The organism is Microbacterium sp. 22296 (assembly GCF_052045385.1).
Classification (GTDB): Bacteria; Actinomycetota; Actinomycetes; order Actinomycetales; family Microbacteriaceae; genus Microbacterium.
This window is the reverse complement of sequence record NZ_JBQEOS010000014.1, coordinates 1-17,599: the sequence shown is the minus strand read 5'-3', so window position 1 is coordinate 17,599 and position 17,599 is coordinate 1. Positions and strand designations below refer to the sequence as shown.

The 17,599-nt window shown below is 70.1% G+C and carries 16 protein-coding genes; 10 read left to right on the top strand and 6 right to left on the bottom strand.

What is annotated here, in order from left to right; all coding sequences use genetic code 11:
• Positions 1-87 precede the first annotated feature (87 nt).
• On the bottom strand, positions 88-594 hold the full coding sequence (locus ACTJJP_RS16840; protein ID WP_440776137.1) for a gluconokinase: 507 nt from the start codon (positions 592-594) through the stop codon (positions 88-90).
• Between the two features lie 41 nt (positions 595-635).
• Positions 636-1,331, bottom strand: a complete 696-nt coding sequence (locus ACTJJP_RS16835; RefSeq protein ID WP_298877229.1) for a FadR/GntR family transcriptional regulator — start codon at positions 1,329-1,331, stop codon at positions 636-638.
• A 140-nt stretch (positions 1,332-1,471) separates the two neighbouring features.
• Between ACTJJP_RS16835 and ACTJJP_RS16830 the strand changes: the two genes are divergently transcribed.
• From ACTJJP_RS16830 to ACTJJP_RS16820, 3 genes are read left to right on the top strand one after another with little or no spacing between them, the layout of a single operon-like run.
• Positions 1,472-2,860, top strand: coding sequence for a GntP family permease (locus ACTJJP_RS16830; RefSeq protein WP_440776136.1), 1,389 nt, complete (start codon positions 1,472-1,474; stop codon positions 2,858-2,860).
• A complete protein-coding gene (locus tag ACTJJP_RS16825; protein WP_440776135.1) occupies positions 2,857-3,636 on the top strand; it encodes an SDR family oxidoreductase in 780 nt (259 codons plus the stop codon). Before ACTJJP_RS16830 ends, ACTJJP_RS16825 begins: the two co-directional genes overlap by 4 nt.
• 17 nt (positions 3,637-3,653) lie before the next feature.
• On the top strand, positions 3,654-4,655 hold the full coding sequence (locus ACTJJP_RS16820) for a zinc-binding dehydrogenase (protein ID WP_440776134.1): 1,002 nt from the start codon (positions 3,654-3,656) through the stop codon (positions 4,653-4,655).
• A 170-nt stretch (positions 4,656-4,825) separates the two neighbouring features.
• On the opposite strand, the gene ACTJJP_RS16815 is transcribed toward ACTJJP_RS16820, so the two are convergent.
• Complete coding sequence (locus ACTJJP_RS16815; protein WP_440776133.1) at positions 4,826-5,746, bottom strand: NAD(P)-dependent oxidoreductase; 921 nt, start codon at positions 5,744-5,746, stop codon at positions 4,826-4,828.
• A 110-nt stretch (positions 5,747-5,856) separates the two neighbouring features.
• Here ACTJJP_RS16815 and ACTJJP_RS16810 point away from each other — a divergent pair, with 110 nt between their 5' ends.
• From ACTJJP_RS16810 to ACTJJP_RS16795, 4 genes are all read left to right on the top strand, one after another.
• A complete protein-coding gene (locus tag ACTJJP_RS16810) occupies positions 5,857-6,912 on the top strand; it encodes a D-2-hydroxyacid dehydrogenase (protein ID WP_440776168.1) in 1,056 nt (351 codons plus the stop codon).
• A 40-nt stretch (positions 6,913-6,952) separates the two neighbouring features.
• Positions 6,953-7,747, top strand: coding sequence for an IclR family transcriptional regulator (locus ACTJJP_RS16805; RefSeq protein WP_440776132.1), 795 nt, complete (start codon positions 6,953-6,955; stop codon positions 7,745-7,747).
• A gap of 293 nt (positions 7,748-8,040) precedes the next feature.
• A complete protein-coding gene (locus ACTJJP_RS16800) occupies positions 8,041-9,456 on the top strand; it encodes an MFS transporter (protein ID WP_440776131.1) in 1,416 nt (471 codons plus the stop codon).
• Positions 9,457-9,505: 49 nt separating this feature from the next.
• Positions 9,506-10,243, top strand: a complete 738-nt coding sequence (locus ACTJJP_RS16795; RefSeq protein WP_440776130.1) for a fumarylacetoacetate hydrolase family protein — start codon at positions 9,506-9,508, stop codon at positions 10,241-10,243.
• Between the two features lie 161 nt (positions 10,244-10,404).
• Here ACTJJP_RS16795 and ACTJJP_RS16790 read toward each other — a convergent pair whose 3' ends face one another.
• Positions 10,405-10,530, bottom strand: coding sequence for a hypothetical protein (locus ACTJJP_RS16790; protein WP_440776129.1), 126 nt, complete (start codon positions 10,528-10,530; stop codon positions 10,405-10,407).
• 324 nt (positions 10,531-10,854) lie between these two features.
• On the opposite strand from ACTJJP_RS16790, the gene ACTJJP_RS16785 reads away from it, so the two are divergent.
• Positions 10,855-11,490: a 50S ribosomal protein L25/general stress protein Ctc gene (locus tag ACTJJP_RS16785; protein ID WP_440776128.1), complete on the top strand. Its 636-nt coding sequence runs from the start codon at positions 10,855-10,857 to the stop codon at positions 11,488-11,490.
• 129 nt (positions 11,491-11,619) lie between these two features.
• On the top strand, positions 11,620-12,204 hold the full coding sequence (gene pth / locus ACTJJP_RS16780) for an aminoacyl-tRNA hydrolase (protein ID WP_440776127.1): 585 nt from the start codon (positions 11,620-11,622) through the stop codon (positions 12,202-12,204).
• Positions 12,205-12,425: 221 nt separating this feature from the next.
• Here the strand turns inward: pth and ACTJJP_RS16775 are convergent, their stop codons facing one another.
• Together ACTJJP_RS16775 and ACTJJP_RS16770 are read right to left on the bottom strand one after the other, a co-directional pair.
• A complete protein-coding gene (locus ACTJJP_RS16775; protein WP_440776126.1) occupies positions 12,426-12,941 on the bottom strand; it encodes a hypothetical protein in 516 nt (171 codons plus the stop codon).
• Between the two features lie 151 nt (positions 12,942-13,092).
• A complete protein-coding gene (locus tag ACTJJP_RS16770; protein WP_440776125.1) occupies positions 13,093-13,578 on the bottom strand; it encodes a hypothetical protein in 486 nt (161 codons plus the stop codon).
• Between the two features lie 82 nt (positions 13,579-13,660).
• Here ACTJJP_RS16770 and mfd point away from each other — a divergent pair, with 82 nt between their 5' ends.
• Entirely contained in the window at positions 13,661-17,248 is a 3,588-nt protein-coding gene (mfd, locus tag ACTJJP_RS16765; RefSeq protein ID WP_440776124.1) for a transcription-repair coupling factor, read from the top strand.
• Positions 17,249-17,599: the final 351 nt, after the last annotated feature.

The following is a 17,599-nucleotide window of genomic DNA, read 5'->3' as shown; positions in this document are numbered from 1 at the left end:
CGTTGCTCCGTAAATCGGCTGCGAGAAGGGGTATCGGGCGCACGTGGGGTTGCCGATGCCACTTTATCGGCTCGGATCCCCCGTGTTTCAGGCGGGGGAGAGGCGCAGACGGTCGACGACCTCCTGCACCTGCTCCTGCGGGGTGAGGTCGAGGTCGACGCGGATCGCCCGCTCATCGGCATCCGGCATCTCGAGGGTCTCGAACTGCGAGGTCAGCAGCGACGGGGGCATGTAGTGCCCCTGGCGGCGCAGCAGGCGTTCCAGAACGAGCTTCGGGTCGCCCATGAGCAGGACGAAGGTCACGTCGTCGCGCCGCAGCACGTCGCGGTAGGTGCGTTTCAGAGCGGAGCAGGTGACGATGCCGGGGCGACCGGCGGCGATCTGCCCGTCGATCCACGCGGAAACGCGGTCGAGCCAGGGCCAGCGGTCGTCGTCGTTCAACGCGTGGCCGGATGCCATCTTCGCGACGTTCTCGGCGGGGTGCAGGTCGTCGCCCTCCTGGAAGTCCCACCCGAGACGACCGGCGAGCATGCCGGCGACGGTGGACTTGCCGGTGCCGGCGGGGCCCATGAACACGAGGACGGGGACGGTCATTGCTTCTCTCTTCGTCGGGGGAAGGGGGCGGTCGGAAAGGGTCAGATGGAGCGGCGGACTTCGGTGAGCACGGCGGCGACGTAGAGCCGCGTGTGCTCCTCGGCGGCGTCGGCGTCGGCCCGGCTGATCGCGACGGCGGTGGCGACGTGGTTGTCGAGCGCGTCGGGGTTCGGGATGCCGGGGGTCAGTCCGTGCATCGCGCGTCCCTCGATCGCGGCGGCGATGGGGGCGCGCGCCGCGGCGAGCATGAGGTTGCCGCTGGAGACGAGGATCAGGTCGTGGAAGGCGATGTCGGCCGCGAGGTACTCGGGCGAGTTGCCGAGGCCCGCGGCACCGAGGCGTTCGAGCTCCTCGGCCAGGCGGAGGATCTCCCCGCGCTGCAGGTCGGTCGCCCGACGGGCGCTCAGTCGTGCGGCGACGGGTTCGATCGCGGCGCGGAGCTCCGTGGTGTTCGCGATGAGCTGGTCGCGGCGCTTGCCGGCGAGTTGCCAGCCGATCAGCGCGGTGTCCAGGGCGCTCCAGTCGGCGGCCGGGCGGACGGTGATGCCGACGCGCCGGCGCTGCTGGAGCATGCCCATCGCTTCCAGCACGCGTACCGCCTCGCGGACGACCGTGCGCGAGACGCCGTACTCGGCTTCGAGGGTGGCGAGGGTCAGGACGTGGCCCGCGGGGAGCTCGCCGTCGACGATGCGCATGCCGAGGGCGTCCAGCAGTGATCCGTGCGACGCTCGCGCCATGACCCCTCCTTAGGTCGTTAGGTACGACCTTATCTTGTCAAAGATACGATCTTTGTGTGAAGATTCCTTCACTCACCCGTGGGCGCGGGTCGACACACAGCTTGCCCGATGCCGCGCCACCCTGAATCAACGGAGATCTCTTGGACGACTGGACCCAAACACTCGGCACGGCGCCCCTGCTCGCCATCGCCGCGGGAGCGATCGCGCTCATCCTCGTGCTCATCATCTGGTTGAAGGTGCACGCGTTCCTCGCGCTCATCATCGTGTCGCTCGTGACGGCGTTCGTCGCCGGCATCCCGGTGTCGGCCATCGTGACCACCTTGACCGGAGGGTTCGGAGGAACCCTCGGCACGGTCGCCCTCCTGGTCGCGCTCGGCGCGATGCTCGGAAGACTGATCGAGCACTCCGGCGGCGCGCAGTCGCTCGCCGAGACCTTCGTGCGCATCTTCGGCGAGAAGCGGGCCCCCTTCGCTCTCGGCATCGTGTCGCTCATCCTCGGCTTCCCGATGTTCTTCGACGCCGGTCTCGTCATGATGCTCCCGATCATCTTCGCCATCGCGCGCCGCGTCTCGGGCAACAACGTGCTCCTGTTCGGTCTGCCGGCCGCCGCCGCCTTCTCGGTGATGCACGTGTTCCTGCCGCCGCACCCGGGCCCGGTCACCGCGAGCGGCCTCTACGGCGCCAACCTCGGTCTCGTCCTCATCGTGGGTCTCATCATCGCCTTCCCGATCTGGTACCTCTCGGGCTACCTGTGGGGCAAGTTCATCGCGCGTCGCATCGTGCTGCCGGTCCCGGCCCTGTTCGGCGACGTCGACGCCGACCAGCCGGCCAACCCGCCCAAGCCGCTCACGGTCATCGCCGTCCTGCTGCTGCCGATGCTGCTCATCTTCCTCAACACGGGTCTGACGACCCTCGGCGCCGCCGGCGTCGTTCCGACGGACAACACGTTCGTCCAGGTGCTCATCCTGCTCGGCAACTCGCCCGTCGCCCTGCTCATCACCGTGCTCGTCGCGACCGTCGTCTTCGGCTTCCGCCGCGGCGAGAACGGCACCGCGCTCGAGAAGGTCGTCGACTCGGCCCTGGGCCCCGTCTGCTCGGTGATCCTCATCACCGGCGCCGGCGGCATGTTCGGTGCGGTCCTGCGCGCCTCGGGCATCGGCGACGCGCTGGCCGACAGCCTCGGCGACCTGGGTCTGCCCGTCATCGTCGCGGCGTACATCATCGCCGTGATCCTGCGCCTCGCGCAGGGTTCGGCCACGGTCGCCCTCGTCACCGCCGCGGGCCTGGCCGCTCCGGCCGTCATGGCGGGCGACTTCTCCCCGCTGCAGGTCGTCGCCATCACGCTCGCCACCGCCGCGGGATCGGTCTTCGCCGGCCATGTGAACGATTCCGGCTTCTGGCTGGTCGGTCGACTCATGGGGATGGACGTCAAGACGACGCTGAAGACCTGGACCGTCCAGCAGGCCATCGAGTCCGTGCTGGGCTTCCTCGCCGCGCTCGCCGTCTTCGGCATCGGGGCGATCCTGTGACCGGCTCGAACGCCGACCTGTTCGACGTCTCCGACCGCCTCGCCCTCGTCACGGGGTCGTCGCGGGGCCTGGGCCGCGCGCTGGCGTCGACGCTGGCACGGGGCGGGGCGCGGGTCATCGTGCACGGCCGTGATGCGGACGCCGTCGAGCAGACCCGCGCCGAGGCCGAGGAGCTGTCCGGACGCCCCGCGCACGCAGTGGTGTTCGACGTCACCGACGCCGCCGCGGTGGAGAGCGCCGTGGGCGACCTGCTCGAGAACGTCGGCGTGCCCGACATCCTCGTCAACAACGCCGGGGTGCAGCGACGGGCGCCGATCCACGAGTTCGCCGTCTCCGACTGGGACGACATCGTCGCGGCGAACCTCTCGGGCGTCTTCTACGTCTCGCGTTTCGTGACGCCCGCGATGGTCGCGCGCGGATCGGGCAAGGTCGTCAACGTCGCCTCGGTGCAGTCGCGCCTGGCGCGGCAGACGATCGCGCCCTACTCGGCCACGAAGGGCGGCGTCGCCCAGCTCACCGCCGGCATGGCCGCCGACCTCGCCCGGTTCGGCATCCAGGTGAACGCCCTCAGCCCGGGGTACTTCGCGACCGAGATGAACCGTGCCCTGGTCGACGATCCGGAGTTCACGCGCTGGCTGGCCCAGCGCACGCCCGCCGCGCGATGGGGCGACTTCGACGAACTGCGTGGAGCCCTTCTGTTCCTCGCGTCCGACGCGTCGAGTTTCGTCTCGGGGCAGAACATCTTCGTCGACGGCGGGATGACGGCGGTCGTCTGACCGCGAGAGGGATGACCATGAAATCTCTGTTGATCGAAAAGGCGAACACCGCGGTCGTGCACGAGGTCGACCTCCCGGAGCCGGGCGAGGGGCAGGTGCGCCTGCGCGTGGAGTACGTCGGCATCTGCGGATCCGACCTGCACTATTTCTTCGAGGGTGCCAACGGTGCCTTCGTTGTGCGCGAACCGCTCGTTCCGGGACACGAGCTGTCGGGGCGGATCGACCTCGATCCCTCCGGCGCGCTCGCTCCGGGCACCGCTGTCACGGTGCATCCCGCGCGGTTCGGGACTCCGCGCGAGGGCATCGAGAACGCGCCGCACCTCTGGCCGGGCGGCTCGTATCTCGGCAGTGCGTCGACCTGGCCGCACACGCAGGGGGCGGCGTCGGAATACCTGGTCGTCGACGCCGATATGGTGCGACCGCTGCCCGACGGACTGCCCGTGCGCCGAGCGGTCCTCGCCGAACCCCTCGCCGTGGCGCTGCACGCGCTCGGCAAGGCGGGTGCGGTCGACGGGCTCGACGTGCTCGTCACCGGCTCCGGGCCGATCGGTCTCATGGCCGTCGCGGCGTCCGTGGCCGCGGGCGCTCGCGTGACCGCGACCGACGTGCTCCCGGGGCCGCTCGAACGGGCCGCAGCACTCGGCGCACACGCCACGATCGACGTATCGCAGAAGGACGTGGACGCGGGTGCCTACGCCGTCGTGCTCGAATGTTCGGGCGTGCCCGTGTCGATCTCCACGGCTCTCCGGGCGGTCCGCTCCGGTGGCACCGTCGTGCAGGTCGGCATGCTTCCCGACGACCCGCGTTCGGTGAACCTGGCCCCCTTCATCTCGAAGGAGGTGCGCTACTTCGGCGCTTTCCGCTTCCGCGACGAGATCGATCAGGCTGTCGCCCTCCTCGCTGCGAACCCCGGGATCGAGAGCGCCCTCACGCACGAGTTCGCGCTGACGGATGCCGACGAGGCTTTTGCCACCGCGCGTGACTCCCAGCGTTCCGGCAAGGTCGTCTTCGCGCTGTGATCCGGCCGTGGTCCGGTGATCCTCGCTCGACGTCGGTCACCGGGCCACGAGTTCGCTCGACGCCGGGTCGCCGGTCCGTGAGTTCGCCCGACGCCGGGTGAACGGCCCGGACAGGGCGCCGCGCGCCGACGCCGCGCCGCCTCGAGAGCCGCGCGGCGGGTGGGCCGCCGTCAGTTCGCTTCGTCCGTGTCGCTGCGCTCGACCGTGAAGCGGCGCGTGACGGCGATGTCGCGCTCGCCGAGGCCGCGTTCTACGATCTCGTCGAACGCGTCGCGCAGGGCCGGGAGGAGAGCCGGGCGGGTGCCGGTGGCGGCGGCGACGTCGGCGGCGAAGCGAAGGTCTTTCACCATGTAGCCGGCGACCCCGCTGGGGGAGTCGTCCCCGGCGACGAGCTTCTCGCGGCGGCTCTCAAGCAGGTTCGACCCGGCGTACCCGCCCCCGAGAAGCGCCCAGAGCGCCGCGGGGTCGACGTCGGAACGGGCGGCGAGCTCGGTCGCCTCCCCGAGCGCGAGGATGGTGGCGGCCACGACCATCTGATTGCACGCCTTCGCGACCTCCCCGGCTCCGAGCGGGCCGAGGCGCACCGGCGTCCCGCACGGGGCGAGCAGGGCCGCGGCCAGATCGGTGTCGGCGGGAGAGCCGCCGAGCATGATCGACAACCGCCCGGCCTTCGCACCGTCTTCGCCGCCGGAGACGGGGCAGTCCACCACGCGGATGCGGGCGGGCAGGCGATCCGCGAGCTCTCGCACGCCGACCGGTGACGACGTCGAACCGATCAGCAGCAGGAAGTCGCGATCGCCGACACCGGCGAGCAGGCCGTCGGGACCCTCGAGATGCTGTTCGAGCTGAGGAAGATCGGGCAGCATGACCAGCACCGCGTCGGTCGCGGCCCCGAGCTCGCGGGCGGTCGGGGCCCAGTGCGCGCCGGCGTCGGTCAGGGCGGGACGTTCACGGCGGGCGTGCACGGCGAGTGCCCCGCGTGCGGTCAGGAGGTGTTGCGCCATCGGCTCGCCCATCGCCCCGAGTCCCCACACGCCCAGGCGGACGTCGGTGGCTGCGGGGGTGGCCGTCTCTTCGTCGAGCTGCGTCATGGCGGCATCCTACCGGCTGGACAATAGGTTGAACAGAGTTCAGTATGGTGAACGAGAGTGCACGCGAGCCGCGGCGGTCGTCGATCGACGCGGTGGAGGGAGAGACGACGATGTCGACCAACGAGAGACTACGCGCCGTGGTGGCAGTGCCCCTCAAAGAGGAGCACTGCCGTCTCATCGAGCGGCTGGAGCCGCGGCTGGACCTCGTGCGTGACGCGCGGCTGACCCACCCGATGCGCGGCCCCGCCGACTGGTCGGGCGACCCCGCCCACGAACGCTCGGCGAAGGAGCAGGACGAGTTCGACACCCTGGTCGACTCGGCCGACGTGCTCTTCGGCATCCCCGACGTCGATCCTGCAGCCCTCGCCCGCACCGTCGCCGCGAATCCGCGCCTGCGCTGGGTGATGACCACGGCCGCGGGCGGCGGCGGCCAGGTCAGGGCCGCGGGGCTCGACCGGGCGGCACTCGACCGCGTCGTCTTCACCACCAGTGCGGGCGTCCACGGCGGACCGCTGGCGGAGTTCGCCGTCTTCGGCGTGATGGCGGGTGCGAAAGACCTGCCCCGCCTCGCGCGCCAGCAGGGCGAGCGCGCCTGGACCGACCGCTGGGAGATGCGCCAGGTCGATGAGATGACCGTGCTCGTCGTGGGTCTCGGCGGCATCGGTGCGGAGTGCGCTCGACGTTTCCATGCCCTGGGTGCGCAGGTGTGGGGGACCACCCGCTCGGGCTCGCCCGTCGACGGGGTCGACCGCCTGGTCCCGCTCGACGAGCTGGTCGGTGCCGTCGGAGAGGTGGATGCCATCGTGGTCACCCTCCCCGGCACCGACCAGACCCACCACCTCATCGACGAGCGCGTTCTCGCTGCGGTGACGCCGGGCGTCATCCTCGCCAGCGTCGGGCGCGGCACCGTGATCGACGAGACGGCGCTGCTCTCCGCCCTCGACGACGGGCGCGTCTCGTTCGCAGCCCTCGACGTCTTCGAGGTGGAGCCGCTGCCCGCGGAATCCCCGCTCTGGAGCCATCCGCGCGTGCTCGTGAGCCCGCACACCGCGGCGTTGAGCAGCAAGGAGGAGGAGCGCATCGCCCGTCGATTCGCCGAGAACGCCACGCGCCTGCTCGACGGTCACCCGATGCGCGCCGTTGTCGATACGGTCGAGTTCTACTGACGCGCCGCGGCGGCGACGTCCGCACGACGGGGAGGTCGCGGTGAGCGATGACGAAGAGAGCGGTGCCGTCCGGGATCCGGCTCCGGCGGTGGGGCGCAGCATCCGACTCCTCGGTCTGCTCGCCGAGGCGGGCCGCGCGCTGACGCTCACGGAGCTCGCCGCGGGACTGGGGCTGGCGAAGTCCTCGACGGCCAACCTCTGCCTGTCGCTGGAGGCGGGGCGCATGATCGACCGCGTCCCGCTGGGGTACCGGCTCGGCATCCGCACGGCGGAGCTCGGCGGCGCCTTCGCCGCGCAGTTCAATCAGGTGCGGGAGTTCTACGCCGTGTGCGAGACCTCGCCGGTACTCGCCCGCGAGCTGGTGCAGGTGGCCGTGCTCGACGACACCGACGCCCTCTACCTCGCCCGCTACGAGGGGTCGCGGTCGATCCGCATGGGCACGCCCCTCGGCTCGCGCCTTCCTGCGGCGCTGTCGGCCACCGGCCGGGCGCTGCTGATGACCCGCACCGACGACGACGTGCGGGCTCTCCTCATGCGCGGCCGACCGCTGCCGAAACTCACCGACCACAGCACCCTCGACGTCGATGCGGTGATCGCCAAGATCGCCGCCTCGCGCGCGCGCGGCTGGTCGGTCGACGAGGAGGAGTCTTTCCGCGGCATCGTGGGCGTCGCCGTCCCCCTCGAGGGGTGGGCGCCCGGCGACCCGCAGCTGGCACTGGGTGTCGGTCTTCCTGCGGCGGATGCCACGGCCGAGCGCATCGCGCGCATCGGCGCCGCGCTGCGCGAGGCCGCCGCAGCACTGACCAACCCGTTCAGCGCGTCCCGCGGTCGCTGACCCGCCGCGGTGCGGGCCCGTTCGGCGCGTTCCGCGGTCCCTGACCCGCTGCAGCGGCGATCCGCTCAGGGCGTCTCGACCCCGCTGCACGCGCGGACCGGGCTCGTCGCTGCCCCTCCTGGTTCGGGGCGGGTCCCGTCATTCGGGGCGCGAAGACCCCGCCCCGGACGACGAAGCGCGCCCCACGTCGCCGTCACCCGCATGTCGCCACTCGAAGTGTGTTCAACATATTGAACTGTGTCCACTCCGTTGGTACAGTCGGCTCGTCGCAAGACCCCAGCCGATCGAAGGAGATGGCCGTGAACACCGCATCCACACCGACGCCGCAGCCGACGGATGATCCCGAATACGCCGCGAATCTGCGCCGCGCCACGCTCGCCTCGAGCATCGGCAGCGCGCTGGAGTACTTCGACTTCGCGCTCTACGGCCTCTCGACGGCGCTGATCTTCAACGTCCTGTTCTTCTCGCAGGACGACCCCGCCCTCGCCACGGTCGCCGCCTTCGCGACCTACGGCGTCGGCTTCCTCGCCCGGCCTTTCGGCGGGCTCTTCTTCGGCGTCCTCGGCGACAAGCTCGGTCGCAAATGGGTGCTCGTCATCACGATCCTGCTGATGGGCGGGGCGTCGACGGCCATCGGACTGCTGCCCACCTACGAGGCCGTCGGCATCCTGGCGCCCATCCTGCTGGTTCTCATGCGTCTGCTGCAGGGCTTCGGTGCGGGCGCGGAGCAGGCCGGGGCCACCGTGCTCATGGCCGAGTATGCCCCCGTGAAACGCCGCGGCTTCTTCTCGGCGCTGCCCTTCATCGGCATCCAGGCGGGCACGCTGCTCGCCGCGGTCGTCTTCAGCCTGATCTCGTTGCTGCCCGAAGAGCAATTGCTCAGCTGGGGATGGCGCGTGCCGTTCCTCGCGTCGTTCGCACTCATCCTGCTTGCGTTGTTCATCCGCATGCGCCTGCGCGAGACGCCGACCTTCATCGAACTCGAGAAGAGCGAGCAGATCGCCGAGCGTCCCATCCGCGACATCTTCACCCGGGGTCTGCCGGGTGTCATCGTCGGCATCGGTCTGCGCATGGCGGAGAACGGCGGCTCCTACATGTTCAACACCCTCGCGCTCACGTTCTTCGTCGCGACCGTCGGTGGTCAGGCCGACCGCAGCCTGCTGACGTGGGGTGTCACGCTCGGCTCGCTCATCGGGATCTTCTCCGTGCCGCTGACGGGGGCGCTGTCCGATCGCATGGGCCGCCGCACGGTCTATCGTGCGGGTGCGCTGTTCATGCTGGTGTTCACCTTCCCGGCCTGGTGGCTCATGTCGCTCGGCAGCTACCCCATCACCATCACCGTCATCGCGATCGGCATCGGCGTCGCGGTGAACTCGATGCTCGGCCCCCAGTGCGCCATGCTCCCCGAGCTGTTCGGCAACCGCCACCGCTACCTCGGCGTCGCGATGGCGCGCGAGCTCTCGGCCGTGCTTGCCGGCGGGCTCGCGGGCGTCCTCGGCGCGTACATCATCGCCGTGAGCGACGCGAACTGGTTGCTGCTGGCGATCTACATGGCGACCCTGGCTCTCATCACGACCGCCTCGACCTTCCTCGTGCCCGAGACCCTGCGTCGCGACCTCACGCGCACCGACGACGCCATCAAGGTGTCGCGCGAAGAGGCCGGCGAGGGCGTGGATGCCACGACCGTCACCGTCCGGACCATCCGGTGAGCGGGGTGCTCGCCTTCACCGGCTGCATCCGCGTCATCGAGGTGGGCTGATGCGCATCGCCCGGGTGTCCGGACCGCGGGGTGTGACGACCGTGCGGGTCGACGATGACGGCCGATTCATCCCCATCTCCGATCCGTACGCCGCCTTCGCGGCGGGTGAGGAGCCTCAGGATGCCGCGGAGCCCGTCGACGGTGAATTGCTCGCGCCGTGCACGCCGACGGTGGTCGTCGGGATCGCGCAGAACGGGCCGGGACACGCGTCTCCGGTGCAGGCGTGGCTGAAGAGTCCTCGCACCGTCACGGGTTCCGGTGTCCGCGTGCGACTGCGCCGCGATGCCGGCCAGACGGTGGCCGAGGCCGAGGTGGCCGTCGTGATCGGGCGCGGAACTGCCGGGTTGACGGCGGAGAACGCCCACGAGTACGTCCTCGGGATCACCGCGGTGAACGATCTGTCCAGCCCTGACCGGGCGCAGGTCGATCCGCGAAATTTCGAGTCCAAGTCGGGGGAGGGCTACACCCCGCTCGGGCCGTGGATCGACACCGCCCTGTCGATGGATGCCGACCTGCCGATGGCGCTGCTCGCCGACGGCGTCGCGCGTGCCGAGACCTCGGCCGGCCGACTGCCCATGACGCCGCGCGAATGCCTCGCCTACGTCGCGGGGTGGACCGCCCTCGGCCCCGGTGACGTCGTCATGATGGGCGCTCCCCACTCCCAGGCACCGATCGGCGCCGGCGAGACGGTGGAGGTCGTCATCGGCGGTCTGCGTCTGACGACACCGACGTCCTGACGAGCGTCAGGGGTCCGAAGACGCCGAGGGTCCTGATCGGGCGGCGCCGACGCGGCGCGAGCGGTGCGCTCTCGCCGAGACGCTGGATGCCACTGCGGCACCCGCCGCGATCACCGGTGGCGCGGCCCCGCACTCGCAGCGTGGCCGCGCAGAGGGTCGGGTCAGTGCTTCTTGTAGCCCGCGTTGCGCCCCATCGAGAAGAGGGCGCCGACCGAGCCGACGAAGCCGATGGCGGCGATGCCGCCGATGACCCAGAGCACGACGTGAGAGAAGAAGCCGCTGTCCATGATGATCCTCCGGGTCGGTGTGGCCGTTCGATCCTACCGTCGCTTACGCGGAGCCGGTTCCGCCCGCCTCACCCGCACGACGAGGTGCCGGGGCAGCACGATCCGATGCGGGTCGTGTCGGCGTCGGGGCACTGGTAGACTTCCGGGGAACTTCGGCGAGGGATTGCCGCGCACCGCCCGGTGCCCGTGGCATCCGTGATCGACGCAGTGATGCAGGCTCCCCGGCTTTCCTCACGCGCTCGCGTTCGAGTCGAATCCAGACCACACAGGTGCGGGCCCCGTCCGCGCACAAGCTGCGGGCCGCGTGCCCGCGAGGAGAACATCATGTCGGAAGACAACAAGGTCGTCGCGGAGCTCCGCGAGAACTTCGGCAAGGGCTTCGCCCGTCGCCTCCGTGCCGCGGGCAAGATCCCGGCCGTCATCTACGGCCACGGCACCGAGCCCCAGCACGTCGCGCTGCCCGGCCACCAGGTCGCGCTGCTCATCCGTCGCGCCAACGCGCTGCTGAACCTCGACATCGCGGGCAAGGGTCAGCTGGTCCTCGTGAAGGACGTGCAGAAGGACCCCGTTCGTCAGATCATCGAGCACATCGACCTCATCGTCGTGCGCAAGGGCGAGAAGGTCCAGGTCGACGTGCCCGTCACCGTCATCGGCGAGCCCTTCCCCGGCACCATCGCCAACCTCGAGAACACGACCGTGTCGCTCGAGGTCGAGGCCACCCACATCCCGCAGAACGTCGAGGTCTCGGTCGAGGGCGCCGAGGACGGCACCCAGATCACCGCCGCCGACCTGACGCTGCCCGCCGGTGCCACGCTCGTGACCGACCCCGAGACCCTCATCGTGGGCGTCTCGATCCCCCTCGACACGCTGGCCGCCGACGAGGAGATCGCCGAGGCCGACGCGGAGATCGCCGAGGAGCAGTCCGAAGAGGCCGAGGCCGCCGAGGGCGACGACAAGTAATCCCCGGCGGGCTTCGGCTCGTCGACCACGAGGGGGCGCGTTTTCGCGCCCCCTCGTTCTCTTCGTGCGGGTCTCGTCGCCCGGTTGACCCGCGCGGACCCGGTTCGCGCCTGCGGAAGGATGGATGCCATGGCAGACACCTGGCTCATCGTCGGTCTCGGTAACCCCGGCCCACGCTACGAGGCGACCCGGCACAACATCGGGCAGATGGTCATGGACGAACTCGCCGGCCGCCGACGCGAGGCGTTCCGCGCGCACAAGGCCCAGGCGCGCGTCGTCGAGACCTGGCTCCGTCCCGGGGCGTCGAAACTCGTGCTGGCCAAGCTGAACTGTTTCATGAACGTCTCGGGCGGTCCGGTGGCAGGGCTCGCCCGCTTCTACGGTGTCGAGGCGGATCACGTGATCGTCGTGCATGACGAGCTCGACATCCCCTACGACACGATCAAGCTGAAGACCGGCGGCGGCCACGGCGGCCACAACGGCGTGCGCGACATCGCCAAGGCGCTCGGCACGGCCGATTTTCCGCGCGTGCGGGTGGGTATCGGTCGCCCCGTGGGGCGTCAGGATCCCGCCGACTGGGTGCTCGATCCGTTCAGCGCCACCGAGCGCCAGACATTGCCGATCCTCGTGTCAGATGCCGCGGATGCCGTGGAGGTGCTCGTCGACGAGGGCTTGGTCTCGGCTCAGCAGCGTTTCCACGCCCCCCGCGTCTGAGGCTCCACCCGCGGCGATCCCCGAGCCGGTCGAGCGTGACAGCTTCGGCCCGCTCGTGACGGCGAAGGTGCCTGTGCCTGTCGAAGACCGGTCCCGGCGGGGTGGAGCTCCCATCCGGCCGTGTGCGTCGGCGTCGACCGACCACGCCCGTCCGCGATCTGTGTAGCGAGACAACGAGAAACCCCGGCCTCGAAAGGCCGGGGTTTCCTGGTGGACCGGTGTCACATCATGGAGCCGACGCCCACCGCCGCACCCACTCCGAGGGCGGTGACGACGACGATGCCGCCGAGCACGGCGATGACGATCGCGGCGATTCCCCACCCGCGGCCGCGGTTCTTCACGGCGGCGATGATGCCCTGGATGAAGCCCCAGAGCGCCAGGATGCCGTACACGACGAAAGCCGCGACCGACAGCGCCGCGACCGCGATCGCCGACTGCTCGGCCCCGGGGGGCAGGGACTCCGCGTCGACCTGACCGGTCGACGGGTCGACGTACTGTCCGAGGCCGCCGGTCTGCACTCCCGCCACATAGGCGAGGATCGCCCCCACGACGACGGCGAGGACAGAGGCGATGAAGGCGATGATGCCGAGCTTCTTCGACACCGGCGCGCGATGCCCGGGGGCCGGGGCCGATGCGGCGTAGCCATTCGGGGCGGCGTAGCCACCCGGCGCGGCGTGGGCCTCGCTGCGCGTGGGGGGCGGGTTGTACGGCTCCGGCGGCGGCGGTGTGGTGCTCACGAGTTGCTCCCTTGGTCGTCGGCCGGCAGGGTTCTCCCGCTCGGCAGGTCGGGCACGACGCCCGTTGCCGTGAGTGTAGGCGGGCGCTCGGAGGGGGCCGGAAGGGGTGGACGTGCCCCTTCCCGGCGCGGTATCGCGCTGACGTCGCCGGTCAGACCGGGGTGAGTCCGCTCGGTATCGTCGTGAATCCCGCGACGAGGCCGACCGCGACGAGACCGCCGAAGACCAGAGGCCCCAGCACCGAGAGGACGATGGCCGTGATGCCGGCCCCGCGACCGGATCCGATCGCCGTGGCGACGATTCCGAGTACGAGGGCGGTGACCCCTGCGACCGTCCCGGCCCAGAAGGAGATCTCCCCGACGAGGACGATGTCGCGCACGGGCGACAGCACACGCCAATCGAGGGTCGACGGGCTGAGTGTCTCCAGCCCCGGCCGCGCCCCCCGGGCGGTGCGGAACGCGGCGAAGCCCCCGACGGCGGAGGCCAGGACGGTGGCGGCGATCGACGACAGCAGCGCCCAGATACCCAGGGTCCGAGTGCGCCGTCGAGGCGGCGGGGGAGCGAGGAGGGTCCCGACCGGCGGTGCGACGTGCGGCGCGGCGAAGACCGGGCCGTTCGGGACGCCGGGGCTGCTCATGCCGTCACTCTACGAGACGTCGTCGGTCAAGGGTGTGGGCACACCCGACCCGATGTCCGGCCCCCCGCGTAGACTCATCAGAGTGACAGTTCCCGGGATCGTTCGCGCCCTCGAGCAGGCTGAGTCGTACCGAGAGGCCGCTTCCGCGGCATCCGCCGACCTGTCTCTCTCCCTCGTCGATGGCCTCGACGCACCCGTGATCGCGGGGCTGATCGAGCGTCGCCGCGCGGCGGGCGGGCCCGGCGCGGTGCTGGTGATCGCCCCGACCGGACGCCGCGCCGAGTCGTTGGGTCCGGCCCTGGATGCCGTCCTCCCGGGCGCCCGTGTCCTCCACTTCCCCGCGTGGGAGACTTTGCCGCACGAGCGCCTCAGCCCGAGCCCCGAGACGGTCGGTCGTCGTCTCGACGTGCTCCGTCGGATCGCGGCGTGGGACGGCGAGGTGCCGTTGGTGGTCACCGCATCCGTCCGCAGCGCCCTGCAGCCCCTCGCCCCCGGTCTCGGCGACGTCGAGCCGGTGCAGCTCGTCGTCGGTGGTCGCGGGCACGAGCTCGAGGCAGTGACCACGCGGCTGGTCGAGCTGGCGTACCACCGCGTCGACATGGTGTCGCGCCGCGGCGAGTTCGCCGTGCGCGGCGGCATCCTCGATGTCTTTCCGCCCGTCGCCGACCATCCGTACCGCGTCGAGTTCTTCGGTGACGAGGTCGACCAGATCCGTGCGTTCTCCGTCGCCGATCAGCGGTCGCTTCCGGGCGAGGTCACCGATGTCACTCTCGTGCCCAGCCGGGAACTGCTGCTCAGCACCGCGGTACGCGCCCGTGCAGCCGAGCTGCGCGACGCCTACCCCGGGCTTCGGCAACTGCTCGAGAAGATGGCCGAGGGCATCCCCGCGGAGGGCATGGAGTCGCTCATCCCCGTGCTCGTCGACGACCTCGTCACTCTCGTCGACTACCTGCCCGGGGGCAGTGCCGTCGCGCTCGTCGACCCCGAGCGCTCTCTGGCGCGGGCGACGACGCTCGGCGACACGAACCGCGAGTTCCTCGAAGCCGCGTGGTCGGCGGCGACCGCGGGGGCAGACACCCCCGTCGACCTCGACTCCGGTGATTTCGTGACGCTCGACGACCTGCATGAGAAGGCCGCGGGTCGCGGCGGCGTCTGGTGGCAGCTCAGCGCCTTCGACTCGGGCGCCGCAGACGCCGAAGACGAGGGTCTCGTCGTCGGCGACGATTCGGCGCACCGCGTCAAGGCCGACGCCGTGCCGTCGTTCCAGGGCAACGTCGAGGGAGCCACCGCGCACGTCGGTCAGCTTCTCGCCGACGGCTGGTCGGTGGTGGTCACGGCGTCCGGACCGGGACTTGTCGACCGCGCCCGCGACGTGCTCGCCGAGCGCGGCATCGCGGCGCGCCGCGTCGACGACGTGCGCACGACACCCGAGCCCGGTGTCGCGCACGTGGTGTGTGCGCCGCTGGAGCGCGGGTTCCAGCTCACCGAGGCGAAGTTCGCCGTCATCACCGAGACCGAGTTCTACGGACGATCGGTCAGCGGTGACAACCGCGGGGTCAACAAGCTCGCGTCGCGCCGGCGCAACGTCGTCGACCCGATGCAGCTCAAGTCCGGTGACGTCGTCGTTCACGCCACTCATGGCATCGGCAGATTCCTCGAGCTCACCCAGCGTGAGGTCTCCAGCGGCGGACGCAATGCGGTCAAGACCACCAAGGAGTACCTGGTCCTCGAGTACGCCCCTGCGAAACGTGGGTACCCGGGCGACAAGCTCTACGTGCCCACCGACCAGCTCGACCTGCTCTCGAAGTACGTCGGCGGAGAAGCGCCCACCCTGTCGAAGATGGGCGGAAGCGACTGGGCGGCGGCCAAGGGCCGCGCGCGCAAGGCCGTTCGCGACATCGCTGTGGAGCTGGTGAAGCTGTACTCGGCGCGCATGGCGTCGAAGGGGTACGCCTTCGGGCCCGACACACCCTGGCAGCGGGAACTCGAAGAGGCTTTCCCGTTCGCCGAGACCCTCGATCAACTGCAGACGATCGACGAGATCAAGGCCGATATGGAGAAGCCGATCCCCATGGATCGACTCCTTTCGGGAGACGTCGGATTCGGCAAGACCGAGGTCGCCGTGCGCGCGGCGTTCAAGGCCATCCAAGAGGGCAAGCAGGTCGCCATGCTGGTACCGACGACGCTCTTGGTCAAGCAGCACCTCGAGACGTTCGCCGAACGGTACGCCGGCTTCCCCGTCACGGTGCGTCCGCTCTCGCGCTTCCAGTCGGACAAGGAGGCGAAGGCGACCCTGGCCGGACTCACCGACGGCACGGTCGACATGGTCATCGGCACCCACCGCATCCTCACCGAGAAGGTGATCTTCAAAGACCTCGGGCTGATGATCATCGACGAGGAGCAACGTTTCGGCGTCGAGCACAAAGATGCCCTGAAGAAGCTCAAGACGAATGTCGACATCCTCGCGATGAGCGCCACTCCCATCCCGCGCACGCTCGAGATGGCGGTCACCGGCATTCGCGAGATGTCGACCCTGGCGACGCCGCCCGAGGACCGTCATCCGATCCTCTCCTACGTCGGACCTCGCAACGACAAGCAGATCGCCGCGGCTATCCGACGGGAGCTGCTGCGCGAGGGGCAGGTGTTCTACGTGCACAACCGCGTCTCGTCGATTCAGCGCGTCGCCGCGCACCTCGCCGAGCTGGTCCCCGAGGCACGCATCGCCGTCGCGCACGGCCAGATGGGCGAACACGCTCTCGAGCAGGTCGTCGACGATTTCTGGGAGCGCCGGGCCGACGTGCTCGTGTCGACGACCATCATCGAGACGGGCCTCGACATCTCGAACTCGAACACGATCATCATCGACCGCGCGGACAAGTACGGGCTGTCGCAGCTGCACCAGTTGCGCGGTCGCGTGGGCCGTGGGCGCGACCGCGCGTACGCGTACTTCCTGTACGACGAGATGAAGCCCCTTTCCGAAACGGCGGCCGACCGCCTCGAGACGATCGCCGTCAACAACGACCTCGGCAGCGGCATGCAAGTGGCGTTGAAAGACCTCGAGCTGCGCGGCGCCGGCAACCTCCTCGGCGCCGAGCAGGCCGGGCACATCGCCGGTGTCGGCTTCGACCTGTATCTGCGCATGATCGGCGAGGCCGTGTCGACGTTCCGCGGCGACGACGTCGAAGGCCCCAGCGAGCTGCGGTTGGAGTTGCCGGTCGACGCCCGCTTGCCCGAGTTCTACATCGACAGCGAGCGACTGCGTCTCGAGGCCTATCAGAAGCTGTCGGCCGCGGCCTCCGCGGTGGCGAACGACGATGCCATCGATCTCGTGATCGAGGAACTTCGAGACCGATACGGAGAACCCCCCGCAGAGGTCGAGGGCCTCATCGCGGTGGCACGCCTCCGTCGCCGTGCCGCTCAGGCGGGACTCGCCGACGTCGTGGCGATGGGATCGAACCTCCGCATCGCCCCCGCTCATCTCGCCGAGTCCATGCGCGTACGCCTGCAGCGTCTGTACCCGAAGGCGAAGCTCGTGGCGGGCGGGGATGCCATGGTGGTGCCCCTGCCGCAGGACGCCGACGACGCGAATCTGATCGCGTGGGTGCGTCAGCTCCTGGATGCCTTGTGGCCGTTGCCTGTGGAGAAGTCCGCGGAAGCGGCGAACGCCTGACGGAGTGTCCTTTGGGAGGTCAGTCGTCACACGGGCTCGCTCGACTCCTGCGTCGGTCGGGCCCGTTCGCGTTCCGGCGTCCGCACGGGTCCGACGACCGCGACACGCCCGGGGAGGGCGTGGATTCGACGGACTGGCGGTTCCGGCGTAACTTATTCCTTGTTCGCCCCACAGGGGAGAGCGGAGCGGCCTGAAAGGGCCCCGCGTCCTCTCAAGTGGTGAGCATCTCCGAAGCCGCACCGGATGGTGTAAGGTTTTGGTTCTGGCCATCGAGCTGGTTCCCGAGGTTGATCTCTTCGTGAGGTCCCACTGTGGTTCTGGGTGCGAGGGTCGGTGAAGGTAGTGAACTGC

Bases quoted from the DNA above. Each gene is read 5' to 3' on its own strand.
- ACTJJP_RS16770 (WP_440776125.1), bottom strand. From the start codon at position 13,578: ATGAGCAGCCCCGGCGTCCCGAACGGCCCGGTCTTCGCCGCGCCGCAC.
- ACTJJP_RS16820 (WP_440776134.1), top strand. From the start codon at position 3,654: ATGAAATCTCTGTTGATCGAAAAGGCGAACACCGCGGTCGTGCACGAG.
- ACTJJP_RS16810 (WP_440776168.1), top strand. From the start codon at position 5,857: ATGTCGACCAACGAGAGACTACGCGCCGTGGTGGCAGTGCCCCTCAAA.
- ACTJJP_RS16790 (WP_440776129.1), bottom strand. From the start codon at position 10,530: ATGGACAGCGGCTTCTTCTCTCACGTCGTGCTCTGGGTCATCGGCGGC.
- ACTJJP_RS16795 (WP_440776130.1), top strand. From the start codon at position 9,506: ATGCGCATCGCCCGGGTGTCCGGACCGCGGGGTGTGACGACCGTGCGG.
- pth (WP_440776127.1), top strand. From the start codon at position 11,620: ATGGCAGACACCTGGCTCATCGTCGGTCTCGGTAACCCCGGCCCACGC.
- ACTJJP_RS16835 (WP_298877229.1), bottom strand. From the start codon at position 1,331: ATGGCGCGAGCGTCGCACGGATCACTGCTGGACGCCCTCGGCATGCGC.
- ACTJJP_RS16840 (WP_440776137.1), bottom strand. From the start codon at position 594: ATGACCGTCCCCGTCCTCGTGTTCATGGGCCCCGCCGGCACCGGCAAG.
- ACTJJP_RS16785 (WP_440776128.1), top strand. From the start codon at position 10,855: ATGTCGGAAGACAACAAGGTCGTCGCGGAGCTCCGCGAGAACTTCGGC.
- ACTJJP_RS16800 (WP_440776131.1), top strand. From the start codon at position 8,041: ATGGCCGTGAACACCGCATCCACACCGACGCCGCAGCCGACGGATGAT.
- ACTJJP_RS16815 (WP_440776133.1), bottom strand. From the start codon at position 5,746: ATGACGCAGCTCGACGAAGAGACGGCCACCCCCGCAGCCACCGACGTC.